The following is a 14,963-nucleotide window of genomic DNA, read 5'->3' as shown; positions in this document are numbered from 1 at the left end:
CGCAGACCCTCGTACGGCGCCGCCCGTTCAACCCTTCCCCCGACCTCGGTCGTGCCTGCGGCACGTCCGAGGAGCGTCGCACCCGTGCGACATGGGAACTATGGCGTACTCGATCGGAGCCCGTCGAGGTCTTTTAGCCCAGGCTTAACATCCCTTGTCGGACACGCTCCAGGTAAAGTGCGGAAGGTCGCCAGGCGTCCCTAACCAGGCGACGGGGAGACGTTCCATGCTGAAGATCCACTTCTCCGGCGAGGACATCCTCCGGACCCGGGTGGCTCCGGCGGCGAATCCGGTCTGGGAAGCGGTGCTGAGTCTGCACCTGCTGCCGAAACGTACCGGGGATCCGCTGCTGTCCGGGTGGCGTCGCGACGTCCTGCGTGATCTGTACCGCGAGGAGAACATCGACGGCCTGCGGCTGTTGCTGGCGCTGAATCCGCCACGTGGATATTTTCCGGACTTCCTCACTCCGTACGAGAGCATGGACGGGTTCGAGGCGGGCATGGAGGCCGTCCGGCGTACCCCGGTGTCGCTGCTGCACCGCGACCTCACCCTGGTGGCCAACACCCGAAGCCTGCCCGCCGACGCCGGCGCGCTGGCGCGGGGCGAGCCGGATGCCCTGGAACAGCTGACGACCGCGATGGGCCGCTACCGTGAGCTGGCCCTCGGGCCGTACTGGACGCACGTCCAGGCGGCGGTGGAGGCCGACCGGGCCCGGCGGGCGCGGACCCTGCTCGACGGTGGCGTCAAAGGGCTGCTGACCGGTCTGCGGCCGGGGGTGCGGTGGGACTCGGGCATCCTGGAGATCCCCGGTTATCCGAACAGCCGCGAGTTGCACCTGGAAGGACGCGGCCTGCTGCTGGTGCCGTCGTTCTTCTGCGCGGACATGCCTGTCGCGTTGCTCGATCCGGAACTGCCGCCGGTGCTGGTCTACCCGGTGGACCGGCTGGGTGGCCTGGCGTCGGGCAAACCGGAGAAATCCACCACGGCCCTGGCCGCACTGCTCGGACGCACCCGCGCGGCGGTGCTCGCCGCCAGTGACGACGGCTGCAGCACCGGTGAACTGGCCCGCCGGCTGTACATCTCACCGGCCGCCGTCAGCCAGCACACCACCGTCCTGCGCAATGCCGGCCTGCTGGTCAGTCACCGTGACCGCAACACCGTCCTGCACACCCTCACCCCCCTGGGCCGCGCCATCCTCAACACCTGACCCCCCACCCCCTCCGTTGATCATGAGGTTGGCGGCACTCCGGAGATCAACTAGTGCCGTCAACCTCATGATCAACGGAGGGGGTGGGGGGTGGGTGGGGGTGGGGTTAGAGGGCCAGGGCGGCGGCGGCGGTGGTGTGGGCGGGGGGTGGGAGGAGTTGGGAGGGGACGCCTTGGGCCGCGAGGGCGGTGCGGAGGCGCTGGACGTCGGTGCCGAAACGGACCAACTGGACGGGGCCGACCGGGGTGGGTGGGGAGCAGAGCACCAGGGCGGTCGCCCCGGCCGGCCAACCGGCCACGGTGGCGACCAGACCATTGCGTACATCGCTGTCGGTGACCTGGGTGAAGACCGTGCCGGGAGTGACCACGTCGGCCACCGCGGCGATCGCCCGATCGACCGCCACCGGATCGGGGGCGGTGTCACCGGGACGGTCGGCGATGGTGGCGGCAGCGGCCAGCCCGGCAGCCGTCGCCTCGGCGGTACCGAGCGCGAACAGGTCCATCGAGGCGTCCCGGACCAGGGCCCGGGCACCCTCGCCGTCGTCGGGCGGGGTCGCGTTCAGGTAGCCCCGGATCACCGCCACCGGCATCTGGTCGCACTTACCCTTGATCAGTTCGCCCGCCCCGGCCAACTCGTCGGCCACCGCCATCTGCGTCAGCACCAACTCGTTGCCGTACGGATCGACCTCACCCCGATGATCGCGGATGGCGCTCATCCCGGCCACGCCGAGGGCCACGTCGGTCAGCCCGTTACGCCAGGGCCGACCCATGGTGTCGCTGATGACGACGGCCACCTCCACGCCGTACCGGTCGCGCAGGTCGGCACGGAGCGCGCGGGCCGAGGCGTCCGGGTCCTCGGGAAGCAGGACCAGCCGCGTCTTGTCGACGTTGGAGGCGTCGATGCCGGCCGAGGCCATCACGAAGCCGTGCCGGGTCTGCACGATCCGGGTCGCGCCCCGGGTAGCCACCACCCGGGCGGTCTCGGCCGCGAGAATCTCGTCCCGAGCGGCCTGCCGTTCCGGGCCGTCGGCCGGGACGTCGACCAACCGGCCCTCCGCCTTGGACACGATCTTGCTGGTCACCACGAGCACGTCGCCGTCGCGCAGCCAGGGCGCAGCCGTCGCGATCAGTGCGGCCAGGTCGTCGCCCTCGGTCACGTGGCCGATGCCGGGCACCGGCAGGATCTCCAGTTTCATGCCATCCCCACTGCGGCGCGGACCATCGCCACCGTCGCCGCCTCGTCACTCATCCGCAGCGGTGCCGCCCGCACAGACACCTGCGGCACCAGCGTCTGCGCATCCTCCTCCGCCACCAGCCAGCCGTCGAGCAGGCCACCGGCCGACCGTGCGCCGTACAACTGGCCGACACCGGCCGCGCTGCACTCCACCCCGACCACCGCCAGGCAGCGGTCCGCCATGCCCCGCACCGGCGCGCCACCGATGATCGGCGACACGCCCACCACCGGCGCCGGCCCGGTCGCCACCGCGTCCCGCAGACCCGCCACGGCCAGGATCGGGGTGATGCTGACCACCGGATTGCTCGGCGCGATCAGCACCACGTCCGCCTCGGCGATCGCCTCGGTCACGCCGGGCGCAGGCTTCGCCGCGTCCGCCCCGACGAACACGAACCGGTGCGTCGGCAACTGCGCCCGATGCCGCACCCACCACTCCTGGAAGTGAATCGCCCGCTGGGTACCGCCGAACTCGACACCATCCGCGTCGTCCGTGGCTGCCGGGCTCGCAGGCTCACTCCTCGCAGCGGGGCTCGCAAGCTCACTCCTCGCACTCACGGTGCTGGTGTTGTTCGTGACTGCGGGGCTCGCAAGCTCGCTCCTCGCACTCACGGTGCTGGTGTTGTTCGTGGCTGCGGGGCTCGCAAGCTCGCTCCTCGCACTCACGATGGCGTGGGTTTCGAGGCGGTCGTTGGTGGCCGGGAGCAGGCGGATGCCCGGCTGCCAGCGGGTCGCCAACGCCTCGGTCACCTCGTGCAGGGGATAGCCCGCGTCCAGCATCTGGGTACGAACCAGGTGGGTGGCGAGGTCCTTGTCGCCCAGCCCGAACCAGCTCGGCTCGGCGCCGTACGCGGCCAACTCGTCCTTGACCGTCCAGCTCTCCCCGGTCCGGCCCCAGCCCCGCTCCGGGTCGGCGCCCCCGCCGAGGGTGTACATGACGCTGTCCAGATCCGGGCAGACGCGTAGCCCGTGCAGGCGAAGGTCGTCGCCGACGTTGACCACCGCGGTAACCTCCGCGCCCACCTCCCGGGCGTAGGCCCGCACCCCGAGCAGGAAGCGGGCTCCGCCGATTCCCCCGGTCAGAACCACGATGCGCATCCGACCATCCTCGCCTACCTGACGCCTGCGGCGGAGAGTCGCCCCGGGAGACTAGGCTCACGTCGGCATCTGTCCGCTTTCGCCCCCAGGGAGAGTTCGTGACCAGCCCCGCCGAGCCTCCGCCCCACACCCCGACGCCGGCCGGTCAGGTGACCCGGCCACTGCGGGAACTCGCCGCCCTCGTGCTCCTCGCTGCGAACGCCGTACTCCTCTTCGTCGGTCTGATCCGGCTGGTGACCCCCCAGGGCGCCTACAGCACGGTGACCGGCCGTGCGGGCAGTGCCTTCTTCGCCTTCATCGGGCTGGAGGCGGTCGTGCTGCCGCTGCTGGCCGTGCTGCTGGCCACGCACATCGCCCCGGCGGTCCCGAAGGCGAAGCTGATCACACAGGTCGCGCTCGTGGAGTACGCGGTCAGCGCCGTGCTCGGCGGGCTGACCCTGCTGATCTGGATGGTCGGTCGGCTGGCCGAGGCGCAGATCTTCGACGCCCTCACCGGCATGCTGACCCGGACCGCCTGGGTGGCGCTGTTCGGGCTGGCCGCGTACGTGGTGTGGAGCATCTGGCGGCGGCTCTACCACGTGCCCCGGCCCAAGGCCGAGCCCGGCGTGTACGGCACTCCGCAGCCCGGCTGGCCGGGCAACCCGGGCCAGCCCGGCTGGCCGGGCAACCCGGGCCAGCCCGGCGGCGGCGCGGGACAGCCCTGGTACCCGGGCCAGCCGGGTCCCGGCCAGTCGGGATACCCGGGTCAGCCTGGTTCCGGCCAGCCCAGCCAGTCCGGCTATCCGGGTCAGCCGGGTTCCGGTGCGGGCGGGCAGTCCGGTTATCCGGCCGGTGGGTGGTCGAGCGGCGGGTGGTCCGCTGGTGACCAGCCGAGCAGTACCGGTGCGGGTCAGGAGACCGGTGCCGGGTGGCCGATGGCCGGGCAGGCGCCGTCTTCCTCGGAGTCGTCCGCGTCCCCGCACACCTGGCCGCCGCACGGTCAGCCGGCCGTCCCCCCGCAGTCGCCACCGTCCGCGCCGCAGCCCTCCGCGCCGCCGTTCGGTCAGCCCGCGTCGGCCGACGCCACCCAGACCATCGCGCGCCAGAGCGCCGACCCGACCGAGGCCATCGCACGCCCGACCGAAGCCAGGTCCAGCGCCGAGCCGACCGAGGCCATCGCGCGTCCGAGCGAGGCGACGTCCAGCGCCGAGCCGACCCAGGCGCTGCCCCGGCCGGACGGTGACGATGACCGTACCCGGCGCATCGATCTGGGCGGGCAGTCGACCTGACGCGTGACGCAACGGTGTGGTTGCCCACGCCAGCGCAAAGGGACGGGCCGCAGCGAATAGGCTGAGCGGATGGTTGACGGGAGCGGGCCCGTGTCGAGCGAGGCCGGCGTGCGCCGGGCGTTGCGCCGGGCTGCGGCCGGGCGGGCGCTCGACGTCGAGGAGGCGTCGACACTGCTGACCGCGCGCGGCGCGGCGCTGGACGAGTTGCTCGACATCGCCGGGGCGATCCGCGATGCCGGTCTGCGTGACGCCGGTCGGCCGGGTGTGGTGACGTACTCCAAGAAGGTCTTCATCCCGCTGACCCGGCTGTGCCGGGACCGCTGCCACTACTGCACCTTCGCCACGGTGCCGCACCGGTTGCCGGCCGCGTTCCTCGACCGCGACGAGGTGTTGGAGATCGCCCGGGCGGGTGCCGCGCAGGGGTGCAAGGAGGCGCTGTTCACGCTGGGTGACCGGCCGGAGGAGCGCTGGCCGGCGGCCCGGCAGTGGCTGGACGAGCGGGGCTACGAGTCGACCCTGGACTACCTGCGGGCCTGCGCGGTGGCGGTGCTGGAGGAGACCGGCCTGCTGCCGCACCTGAATCCGGGCGTGCTCTCCTGGTCGGAATTGCAGCGGCTCAAGCCGGTCGCGCCGAGCATGGGCATGATGCTGGAGACCACCGCGACCCGGCTCTGGTCGGAGCCGGGTGGCCCGCACTACGGCTCACCGGACAAGGAGCCGGCGGTACGGCTGCGGGTGCTCGACGACGCCGGCCGGGTCGGCGTCCCGTTCACCACCGGCATCCTGATCGGCATCGGCGAAACCCTCGCCGAGCGGGTGGAGGCGATCTTCGCGATCCGCCGGGCGCACCGCGAGTACGGCCACCTCCAGGAGGTGATCGTGCAGAACTTCCGCGCCAAGCCGGACACCGCCATGCGGTCGATGCCCGACGCGGAGCTGCACGATCTCGCCGCGACGGTGGCGGTGGCCCGGGTGCTGCTCGGGCCGAAGGCGCGCATCCAGGCTCCGCCCAACCTGATCGCCGGCGAGTACGACCTGCTGCTGCGGGCCGGCATCGACGACTGGGGCGGGGTGTCCCCGGTGACCCCGGACCACGTGAACCCGGAGCGCCCCTGGCCGCAGCTCGACGAGTTGGCGGCGCGTACCGCCGGGGCCGGGTTCACGTTGCGGGAACGGCTGACCATCTACCCGGAGTACGTGCGGGCCGGCGACCCGTGGCTGGATCCGCGGCTGCTGCCGCACGTCGGTGCGTTGGCCGATCCGGTGACCGGGCTGGCCGTGGAGTCGGCCCGGCCGGTGGGTCGGCCGTGGCAGGAGCCCGACGAGGCGTACGGCGGGCGTACCGACCTGCACATCACCATCGACACCACGGGGCGTACCGGCGACCGGCGGGGCGACTTCGACCACGTCTACGGTGACTGGTCGGAGGTGGCCGCCAAGGCCGTCGTACCCCCGACCCGGGCGGCGGAGGACGGCCCGGCGGGGGCGGCCGGCCGGTCGGCCACCGCGGGCGTCGGCGACGCCGACCTGCGCGCCGGGCTGCGGTTGGCCGCGCAGGAGCCGGCGGCCCTGCTGGAGCCCCGGCACGCCGACGCGGCGCTGGCGTTGTTCGCCGCCGACGGCGAGGCACTCGACCAACTCTGCCGTACCGCCGACGACCTGCGCCGCGACGCGGTGGGGGACGACGTCACCTACGTCGTCAACCGCAACATCAACTTCACGAACGTCTGCTACGTGGGCTGCCGCTTCTGCGCGTTCGCCCAGCGTGAGCGCGACGCCGACGCGTACCGGCTGTCGGTGGAGCAGGTCGCCGACCGGGCCGAGGAGGCGTGGCAGGCCGGTGCCAGCGAGGTCTGCCTCCAGGGCGGGATCGATCCGAAGCTGCCGGTGACCGGCTACGCCGACCTGATCCGGGCGATCAAGGCGCGGGTGCCGCAGCTGCACGTGCACGCCTTCTCGCCGATGGAGATCGCCACCGCCGCCGCCAAGGCCGGTGTGTCCGTGCGTGAGTGGCTCAGCGGGCTGCGCGAAGCCGGGCTGGACACCATCCCGGGCACCGCCGCGGAGATCCTCGACGACGAGGTGCGCTGGGTGCTGACCAAGGGCAAACTGCCGACCGCCGCCTGGGTCGAGGTGGTCAGCACCGCCCACGAGCTGGGCATCCGGTCCAGCTCCACGATGATGTACGGACACGTGGATCATCCGGGCCAGTGGCTGACCCACTTCCGGGTGCTGGCCGGGATCCAGGATCGTACGGGTGGATTCACCGAGTTCGTGGCGCTGCCGTTCGTGCACACCAACGCGCCGATCTACCTCGCCGGCATCGCCCGGCCGGGGCCGACCTGGCGGGACAACCGGGCGGTGCACGCGATGGCGCGGGTGCTGCTGCACGGCCGCATCGACAGCATCCAGTGTTCCTGGGTGAAGCTCGGCGACGAGGGCAGCGCGGAGTTGCTGCGCAGCGGCTGCAACGACCTGGGCGGCACGTTGATGGAGGAGACCATCTCCCGGATGGCGGGCTCGGGCAACGGGTCGGCGCGTACCGAGGAGCAGTTGCGGGCGATCGCGGCGGCAGCGGGCCGACCGGCGCGTAGGCGTACGACTGCGTACGGTCACGTTCAAGCCTGACGTCGAACCTTCGTCAGCCGCCGGCCGTACCTGTCGATGCCGGCGGCGGTAGCGGCGAGGATCGCCGCCGGCAACTCCCTCACGGAGCCGGCGCGCGTCGTCGTGTCGGTCCGTCCGCCACCGCGGGCCGTGTGCGCCGCTGCCGGAAAGGTTGCCATGAGAACTGAGACGCGCAAGCGGCGTTGGCCGCGCTTGACCCGCCGGCAGACGTTGACAGCGGCGGCCAGCGCCACCCTCGGCGCCGCCGCTCTCGCCGTGCCGGGTCTGTCGTCCGCCGGTGACGACAAGGGCGCTGCCGCCGGTGTCGACGAGACGATCGTGGTGCACCTGCGGGACGGCCGCTCCGGAACGATGGACGTGTTCGTCGGTGAGTCCCGCATCGAGGTTCGGGACCGTGGCCTGGCCGATCGGTTGCGGCGCGCCGCTCGGCGCTGATCCCCACCGGTCATCGAAATCCCCTTTCTTTCGCTCAGTGAGGTGGCTGCGCCATGTCTTCCCACCGTGAGGCACCGGAGATCGCCAAGGATCCGGTCGCCGATTCCTCCGACCTGTACGCGTTCGTCACCCCGGACCGCCCGGACACCGTGACGCTGATCGCCAACTATGTGCCGCTGCAACTGCCCTCCGGCGGGCCCAACTTCTTCGAGTTCGGCGACGACGTGCGGTACGAAATCCACATTGACAACAATGGGGACGGTCGACCGGACGTCACCTACCGTTTCGAGTTCAGCACCGAGATCACGAACCCGAACAGCTTCCTTTACAACACCGGCCCGATCGAGGCGCTCGACAGCAAGAACTGGAACCGGCGGCAGTTCTACCGGTTGACCCGGATCGCCGGTGGCAAGGAGCAGGTGCTGGCCCGCAAGCTGCCCTGCCCGCCGAGCAACGTGGGCCCACTGTCCACTCCGAAGTACGGCGACCTGGTGCGCCAGGCCACCTTCAACCTCTCCACCGGTGAAAAGGTCTTCGCCGGGCAGCGGGCGGACGGCTTCTACGTCGACCTGGGGGCGATCTTCGACCTCGGCACGTTGCGTCCGTTCCAGCAGCTGCACGTGGCGGGAAAGAAGATCTTCAAGGCCGCCGGTGAGCCGGTCAACGCGCTCGACCGGATGAACGTGCACAGCATCGCCCTCCAGGTGCCCGTCGGTAAGCTGCGCCGGCGTGCCGAGCGGTACCACTGGCAGGAGCCGGCGTCGGTGATCGGGGTGTGGACGTCGGCCTCCCGGCGTCAGGTGCGGGTGCTGGGTGACAAGGTCGCCGCCGACACCAGCACCGGCCCGTTCACCCAGGTCTCCCGGCTGGGTAACCCGTTGTTCAATGAGGTCATCGTGCCGATGGCGCAGAAGGATCTGTGGAACACCCTGCCGCCGTCGGAGGACAAGCGGTTCGCGCAGTTCGTCGAGCAACCGGAGCTGGCCGCGCTGCTGCCGGTGCTCTACCCGGGCGTCTTCCCCAACCTGGAGAAGTTGAACAAGGCGAAGAAGGCGCGGGCGGACCTGGTCGCCATCCTGCTCACCGGCATCCCGGAAGGGCTGATCAGGGGCTTCACCAACACCACCGGGGACACCCGGGCCGACATGCTGCGGCTGAACACCGCGATCGCGCCGGCCCGTCGACCGAACCGGCTCGGTGTGCTCGGCGGTGACCTGGCGGGTTACCCCAACGGCCGGCGGGTCACCGACGACGTGGTGACCATCGCGCTGAGGGCGATCGCCGGCCTCACCGTGCCGCTGGTGGACCGGAAGTTCACTCCGGACGATGCCGCCGCGGCGGTGACGCCGGGCCTGACCGAGGCGGACGTGACCGCGCCGTTCCTGCGCAATTTCCCATTCCTTGGTACGCCGTACGACGGGTTCAACAACCCGTCGGTGCAGGCCTGAGCCGGGGGTGTCGGATGACCGATCACGTGCACGCGTACGGGCCGACGGGCAGCGGAACCGTCCTGCTCGACCTGGGTGGCGACACCGGTGCTCTGATCATTTACACCGGGCGTCAACTGCTCGGCCGGGAAATCGAGATCAGCCCGTTGGGTGAGGACGATCGACCGCGTACCCATGCTGCCGTGCGGGAACGCCCGGTCCAGGACGGGACGTTCCACAGTGCGGTGTATCCGGATCTCCCCGCCGGTTTGTATACCGTCTGGTGGGACGAAACGCAGCCGGCCGGCGCGGTCACCGTGACCGGTGGCGGTGTGGCCGAGTTCGTCTGGCCCACCAGCGATTCTCCACCCACCGACTGACTCTGCGCGCCCTGCCGACGGCCGCACCTGGTCCACAATGTGGACGAGGTGCGGCCGTCGCGTTTGTCGCGGACGGGCGGCGCCGGCGAAGTCGGGATAACCTTGCGGATCAAGATCAAAGGTTTGCCGGGGAGTCTGCCGGAAGCGCTTGCGCGCGGCCTGACGGGGCTGGCCGAGGAACGAGCGCCACGGGAGAAAACTCGTGCAACTCGCCGGGAGGGGCGTTACTCGGCCGGGGTCTGAATCGATAGGGCAGGGCGAGACCGGGTGGTCCGGACGGCCGTCCGGGGGCGTGTCGGGAGGGCGACTCCATTATCAAGTTTGGCTTGACGGCGCACGCATTACACGCGTGTAATTTGAATGGGGTTGTTCGCGCGGAACGCAACAAAACGGGGCCGGACGGACAAACACGCCTTTCGCGTGGGGGGTTGCAGCGGCGATGACGCCGGTGCGCGACAAGGAGGCAACTGATGGACGGCCAACTCGAGGCGGCCGACCTGCTCGGAAACGCGCCGGAGTGGCAGGAGCGGGCGTTGTGCTCGCAGACCGACCCGGAGGCGTTCTTCCCCGAGAAGGGCGGCTCGACCCGCGAGGCGAAGCGGATCTGCTCGCGGTGTGAGGTCAAGACGGAGTGCCTCGAATACGCTCTCGGACACGACGAGCGGTTCGGGATCTGGGGCGGGCTCTCCGAACGGGAGCGTCGCAAGATCAAGCGGCGCGCCGCCTGATCCGTCGTCGGGTGGGGGCGGTGGGGGACCGCCCCGCCCAGACTGGGACGGTGTGTCGCGGTGGGGGCCGCGACAGTCGTTCGGACCCGGGCGTCAGGCCAGCTCGTCCGGGTCGACGCCGAGCAGGTTCGCCACCTGCTCGATGATCACGTCGTGCACCAGGTCGGCCAGGTCCTCCCGGTCCATCGCCCGGAACTCCAGCGGGCGTCGATACAACACGATCCGGGGCGGCACCTCCTGGCGGCCGGGCCGACCCGGCAGCAACCGGGCCAGCGGGACCTCGCCGTCCTCCAGCACGTCGGAGTCGTAGACATTGAGCTCCGGCGGGACGTCCTCCACCGCGAACTCCACGCCGGCCAGCTCCTTGGCGAACCGGCGCTCCAGCGTCTCGACGGTGTCCAGCACCAGGTCGTCGAAGATCTCGGCCTTGGTGCGCGCCAGCGGCACGGTGGCCGGCACGAGCCGTCCGCGCAGGCCACGACCATGCCGGTCGCGGTGCCCGCGCCGGCTGCCGCCGGGGCGGCGGTTCTCCGGGCTCGTCATGAGCCAAAGGGTAGCCCCCGCCCGGGGCAGGTCACAGCTGCGTCGGCACGTGGCGCGCCGGACCCTCGTGTGGGAAATGTGATCACCAAGACGGGCGTGTCGTAACGCGAAGCGGTGCGCCGGACCCGGTAATGGAGATACCCTGCGCCGGTGAGGTCACCACGGCGCTGCTCCCGCAACGGCTGCCCCCGGCAAGCAGTCGCCACGCTGACCTATGTCTACAACGAGTCGACAGCCGTGGTCGGCCCGCTGGCCGCCTTCGCCGAACCACACACGTACGACCTCTGCGAGCCGCACGCCCGCAGCCTCACCGCCCCCCGGGGTTGGGAGGTGGTCCGGCACGAGGGCGAGTTCGAGCCCCCGCCGCCCACCACCGACGACCTGGTCGCCCTCGCCGAGGCGGTCCGTGAGGCCGCCCGCCCCGCCCCCCGTCCGCCCCAGGACGACCAGAAACCCAACACCCAGGCGAATACGCCCCCCTCCGCGACCTCCCGCCGCGGGCACCTCCGGGTGATCCCCCCGACCCACTGACCCGCCCCGGCTTGCGAGGTGGGACGGAAAGGCTCAGCTGTCGAGCAGGCGGGAGAAGGTCTCGGCTCGGCGGGACGGGCGGCCGGTGCGACTCTCGGCGTCGTCGGCGGAGTACATGACCCGTAGGCCGGCGTTGACGGCCAGCCAGCGCAGCGGCTCCGGCTCCCAGCGCGGAGAACGGTGGTTGACCCAGGGCAGCGCGGTCAGCTCGGTCTGCTCACCCCGGATCAGGTCGGCCAGGGTGCGTCCGGCCAGGTTGCTGGTGCCGACACCGTCACCCACGTACCCGCCGGCCCAGGCCAGCCCTTCGCTCGGGTGGTAGCCGACCGAGGCGGTCCAGTCCCGGGTCACCCCGAGCGGCCCACCCCAGGTGTGTGACACGGGCAGGTCCGCGCCGAGCACCGGGAAGAGTTCGGTGAGCGTGCGACGCAACGCCGCGAAGACGCGCGGCTCCCGGTCGTACGCGGCCCGCACCCGCGAGCCGAAATGGTACGGCGCACCCCGCCCGCCGAAGGCGAGCCGACCGTCGGCGGTGCGTTGGCCGTAGATGATGACGTGCCGAAGATCGGTGAACGTCTCCCGCTCGACCAGGCCGATGTGGGCCCAGGTGGCCGGCGGGAGCGGCTCGGTGGCGAGCATCAGCGAGTAGACCGGAGCGATGGCCCGCCGCTGCCCGGGCAGCCCCGGGGTGTACCCCTCGGTCGCCCGCACCACCACCGGCGCGCGTACCGTCCCGTGCGGGGTCACCGCGGCGCCCCGACGGATCTGGGTGACCGGGGTCCGTTCGTGGATGGTCACCCCTCGTCGCTCGACCGCCCGGGCCAGCCCGCGGACCAGCCGGGCCGGGTGCACTGTCGCGCAGTGCGGGGTGTACGTGCCACCCCGTACCCCCTCGGCGGCGCACCGGGCCTCGGCCTCGTCGGGACCGAGCAGGGCGAGATCCTCGGCGCCGAAACCGAACTCCCGCGCCTCCAGGACCGTCGCGCGGGCCCGCTGCAGTTGCGGTGCGCTGCGGGCAAGCACGACGGTCCCGGCGTACGCCCAATGGCAGTCGATGCCCTCGGCCGCGACCACCCGGCCGACCTCGCGCACCGTGTCGTGCATGGCGTGCTGCATGGCGATCGCGGCGTCCCGACCGTGCCGACGGGCCAGCCCGGTCAGCGAGGTGGGCAGCAGCGCCGAACACCAGCCACCGTTGCGCCCCGACGCGCCGAACCCGGCCACCTGACGCTCCAGCACCACGATGCGCAACGTCGGGTCGGCCTGCGCCAGGTAGTACGCCGTCCAGAGCCCGGTGTAGCCGGCACCGACGATCACCACGTCGGCGTCGGCGTCACCGCCCAGCGTCGGACGCGGGGTCAGCGGCTCGTCGACGGTGGACAGCCAGTACGACAGGTCGTGGTAGGACACGGTGACTCCCGACGCTGCTGGTCGGACCGGACCTGACAGCCCGGCCCGACCACGATGGACGCTGGCGCGGCCCGGCTTTTGTCAGAGGCGGGACCAGGCCTCGGTGAGCACGGTGCGCAGGATCTGCTCGATCTCGTCGAACTGCTGCTGCCCGGCGATCAGCGGCGGAGCGAGCTGCACCACCGGGTCACCCCGGTCATCGGCCCGGCAGTAGAGCCCGGCGTCGAAGAGGGCGGTGGAGAGGAAGCCGCGCAGCAGCCGCTCCGACTCGGCCTCGTCGAAGGTCTCCCGGGTGGTCTTGTCCTTGACCAGCTCGATGCCGTAGAAGTAGCCGTCGCCCCGCACGTCGCCGACGATCGGCAGGTCGTGCAGCTTCTCCAGGGTCGAACGGAATGCGCCCTCGTTGGCCCGTACGTGCCCGACGAGATCCTCACGGGCGAAGACCTCCAGGTTGGCCAGGGCCACCGCGCAGGAGACCGGGTGGCCGCCGAAGGTCACCCCGTGAGCGAACATGCCGGTCTCGGTCAGGAACGGCTCCATCAGCCGGTCGCTGGCGATCATCGCGCCGAGCGGGGCGTACCCCGAGGTGATGCCCTTGGCGGTGGTGATGATGTCAGGCTGGTAGCCGTAGCGGACCGCGCCGAAGTACTCGCCGAGCCGCCCCCACGAGCAGATCACCTCATCGCTGACCAGCAACACGTCGTACGCGTCGCAGATCTCGCGAACCCGCTCGAAGTAGCCGGGCGGCGGCGGGAAGCAGCCGCCGGAGTTCTGCACCGGCTCCAGGAAGACCGCCGCGACGGTGTCCGGCCCCTCCCGCTCAATGGCGCGGGCGATCTCGTCGGCGGCCCAGCGACCGAACGCCACCGGGTCGTCGCCGTGCTCCGGCGCCCGGTAGAAGTTGGTGTTCGGCACCTTGATGCCACCCGGCACCAGCGGCTCGAAGTCCGTCTTGATGCCGGGCAGACCGGTGATCGACAGCGCGCCCATCGAGGTGCCGTGATAGGCGATGTACCGGCTGACCACCTTGTGCTTGGTCGGCTTGCCGACCCGCTTGAAGTACGCCCGAGCCAGCTTCCACGCCGCCTCCACCGCCTCGGAACCGCCGGTGGTGAAGAAGACCCGGTTCAGGTCGCCGGGGGTCAGGCTGGAGATCCGTTCCGCCAACTCCACGGCGGTCGGGTGCGCGTACGACCAGAGCGGGAAGTAGGCCAACTCGCCGGCCTGCTTGGCCGCGGCCTCCGCCAACTCGGTGCGCCCGTGGCCGGCGTTGACGACGAAGAGCCCGGCGAGCCCGTCCAGGTAGCGGCGACCCTGCGCGTCCCAGACGTACGCTCCTTCGCCGCGCACGATGGTCGGCACCTCGCCCGCGGAGTAGCTCGCCATCCGGGTGAAATGCATCCAGAGGTGGTCGGTGGCGTTGGCCATGTCAGCCCCATCGGTCTCGGGCCGGTCAGGGGTCACCGGCCGCTCTGCCCACGGTTATCCCACAGCCAAGCAACGAATGGCAAGTGCAATCAGTTGACCAGGCGGCCCAAAGCAACGGATTCAGCAAGCGTGAGCCTTGCATGCAACGGAATCCGCATTCGGGTGTGATGCATGTCTGGTCCGAGGCCCGCTGTCGCAGACGACCTGATCCCGCCCCTCCTGCCCCTCGCGCCCCTCGCGCCCCTCCTGCGGTTGGGCCGTTTGCGGTCCGCCGGTGGGGCGGGCCGGGTGGGAGGTTGCTCCTGGCCCCCTTTGCTCTGCTTCAACCCACGCACTGCTTTTGCGCGAAAGGCGCTGCGTGGGTTGAAGCAGAGCAAAGGGCGCCGAGGTGGGGGTGGGAGTTGTTGCTTTGCTTCAACCGACGCACTGCTTCTGGGCGATAAACGCTGCGTGGGTTGAAGCAGAGCAAAGGGCGCCGAGGGGAGGTGCGGTAGTTCGGCGCCGGGCGCGCGGGGGTTGGTGGCGTTTGGGTGAGGGCTGGCGGGTGTCTGGCTGCGGGTGCGTGGGTGGTGGCGGGTGGGCGAGGGGGGCGAGGGCGGCGAGGGTGTGCGGAGTGCAGGCATGGTGGTGGTTGGGAGGGCCTGTTGGGG

13 protein-coding genes are annotated in these 14,963 nt (G+C 71.2%); 8 read left to right on the top strand and 5 right to left on the bottom strand.

Annotation, left to right across the window (positions count from 1 at the left end; translation table 11 throughout):
* The first annotated feature begins 226 nt into the window (after window positions 1-226).
* Window positions 227-1,207: an ArsR/SmtB family transcription factor gene (locus tag JMF97_RS03890; protein WP_203220238.1), complete on the top strand. Its 981-nt coding sequence runs from the start codon at window positions 227-229 to the stop codon at window positions 1,205-1,207.
* A 106-nt stretch (window positions 1,208-1,313) separates the two neighbouring features.
* Here JMF97_RS03890 and JMF97_RS03885 read toward each other — a convergent pair whose 3' ends face one another.
* Together JMF97_RS03885 and JMF97_RS03880 are read right to left on the bottom strand one after the other, a co-directional pair.
* Window positions 1,314-2,402 (bottom strand): coenzyme F420-0:L-glutamate ligase, encoded by a 1,089-nt coding sequence (locus JMF97_RS03885; RefSeq protein WP_203220237.1) that lies wholly within the window; start codon window positions 2,400-2,402, stop codon window positions 1,314-1,316.
* Window positions 2,399-3,535, bottom strand: coding sequence for a 2-phospho-L-lactate transferase CofD family protein (locus JMF97_RS03880; protein WP_203220236.1), 1,137 nt, complete (start codon window positions 3,533-3,535; stop codon window positions 2,399-2,401). The genes JMF97_RS03885 and JMF97_RS03880 overlap by 4 nt, the downstream gene beginning before the upstream one ends.
* Before the next feature lie 98 nt (window positions 3,536-3,633).
* Between JMF97_RS03880 and JMF97_RS03875 the strand changes: the two genes are divergently transcribed.
* From JMF97_RS03875 to JMF97_RS03850, 6 genes are all read left to right on the top strand, one after another.
* The gene (locus JMF97_RS03875; protein ID WP_203220235.1) at window positions 3,634-4,803 is read left to right on the top strand and encodes a hypothetical protein; all 1,170 of its coding nucleotides are present in this window, start codon (window positions 3,634-3,636) and stop codon (window positions 4,801-4,803) included.
* Window positions 4,804-4,872: 69 nt separating this feature from the next.
* A complete protein-coding gene (locus JMF97_RS03870) occupies window positions 4,873-7,431 on the top strand; it encodes a bifunctional FO biosynthesis protein CofGH (protein ID WP_203220234.1) in 2,559 nt (852 codons plus the stop codon).
* A 156-nt stretch (window positions 7,432-7,587) separates the two neighbouring features.
* Window positions 7,588-7,866 carry a hypothetical protein gene (locus JMF97_RS03865; RefSeq protein ID WP_203220233.1) on the top strand — a complete coding sequence of 93 codons (279 nt, stop codon included), beginning with the start codon at window positions 7,588-7,590 and terminating at the stop codon, window positions 7,864-7,866.
* Between the two features lie 53 nt (window positions 7,867-7,919).
* Window positions 7,920-9,314: a DUF4331 domain-containing protein gene (locus JMF97_RS03860; RefSeq protein ID WP_203220232.1), complete on the top strand. Its 1,395-nt coding sequence runs from the start codon at window positions 7,920-7,922 to the stop codon at window positions 9,312-9,314.
* Between the two features lie 14 nt (window positions 9,315-9,328).
* Window positions 9,329-9,673, top strand: coding sequence for a phospholipase (locus tag JMF97_RS03855; RefSeq protein WP_203220231.1), 345 nt, complete (start codon window positions 9,329-9,331; stop codon window positions 9,671-9,673).
* A 470-nt stretch (window positions 9,674-10,143) separates the two neighbouring features.
* Window positions 10,144-10,401 (top strand): WhiB family transcriptional regulator, encoded by a 258-nt coding sequence (locus JMF97_RS03850; RefSeq protein ID WP_203220230.1) that lies wholly within the window; start codon window positions 10,144-10,146, stop codon window positions 10,399-10,401.
* A 93-nt stretch (window positions 10,402-10,494) separates the two neighbouring features.
* On the opposite strand, the gene JMF97_RS03845 is transcribed toward JMF97_RS03850, so the two are convergent.
* Window positions 10,495-10,944 (bottom strand): metallopeptidase family protein, encoded by a 450-nt coding sequence (locus JMF97_RS03845; RefSeq protein ID WP_203220229.1) that lies wholly within the window; start codon window positions 10,942-10,944, stop codon window positions 10,495-10,497.
* Between the two features lie 150 nt (window positions 10,945-11,094).
* Between JMF97_RS03845 and JMF97_RS03840 the strand changes: the two genes are divergently transcribed.
* A complete protein-coding gene (locus JMF97_RS03840; protein WP_203220228.1) occupies window positions 11,095-11,475 on the top strand; it encodes a DUF3499 domain-containing protein in 381 nt (126 codons plus the stop codon).
* Window positions 11,476-11,508: 33 nt separating this feature from the next.
* Here JMF97_RS03840 and JMF97_RS03835 read toward each other — a convergent pair whose 3' ends face one another.
* Both JMF97_RS03835 and JMF97_RS03830 read right to left on the bottom strand, forming a co-directional pair.
* Entirely contained in the window at window positions 11,509-12,885 is a 1,377-nt protein-coding gene (locus tag JMF97_RS03835; RefSeq protein ID WP_203220227.1) for an NAD(P)/FAD-dependent oxidoreductase, read from the bottom strand.
* Window positions 12,886-12,966: 81 nt separating this feature from the next.
* The gene (locus tag JMF97_RS03830; protein WP_203220226.1) at window positions 12,967-14,313 is read right to left on the bottom strand and encodes an aspartate aminotransferase family protein; all 1,347 of its coding nucleotides are present in this window, start codon (window positions 14,311-14,313) and stop codon (window positions 12,967-12,969) included.
* Window positions 14,314-14,963 lie beyond the last annotated feature (650 nt).

This window comes from Micromonospora fiedleri, assembly GCF_016774385.1.
In the GTDB taxonomy this organism is placed as follows: domain Bacteria; phylum Actinomycetota; class Actinomycetes; order Mycobacteriales; family Micromonosporaceae; genus Micromonospora; species Micromonospora gifhornensis.
Note: the sequence above shows the minus strand (reverse complement) of the source record. Positions and strands in the feature narration are given on the sequence as shown.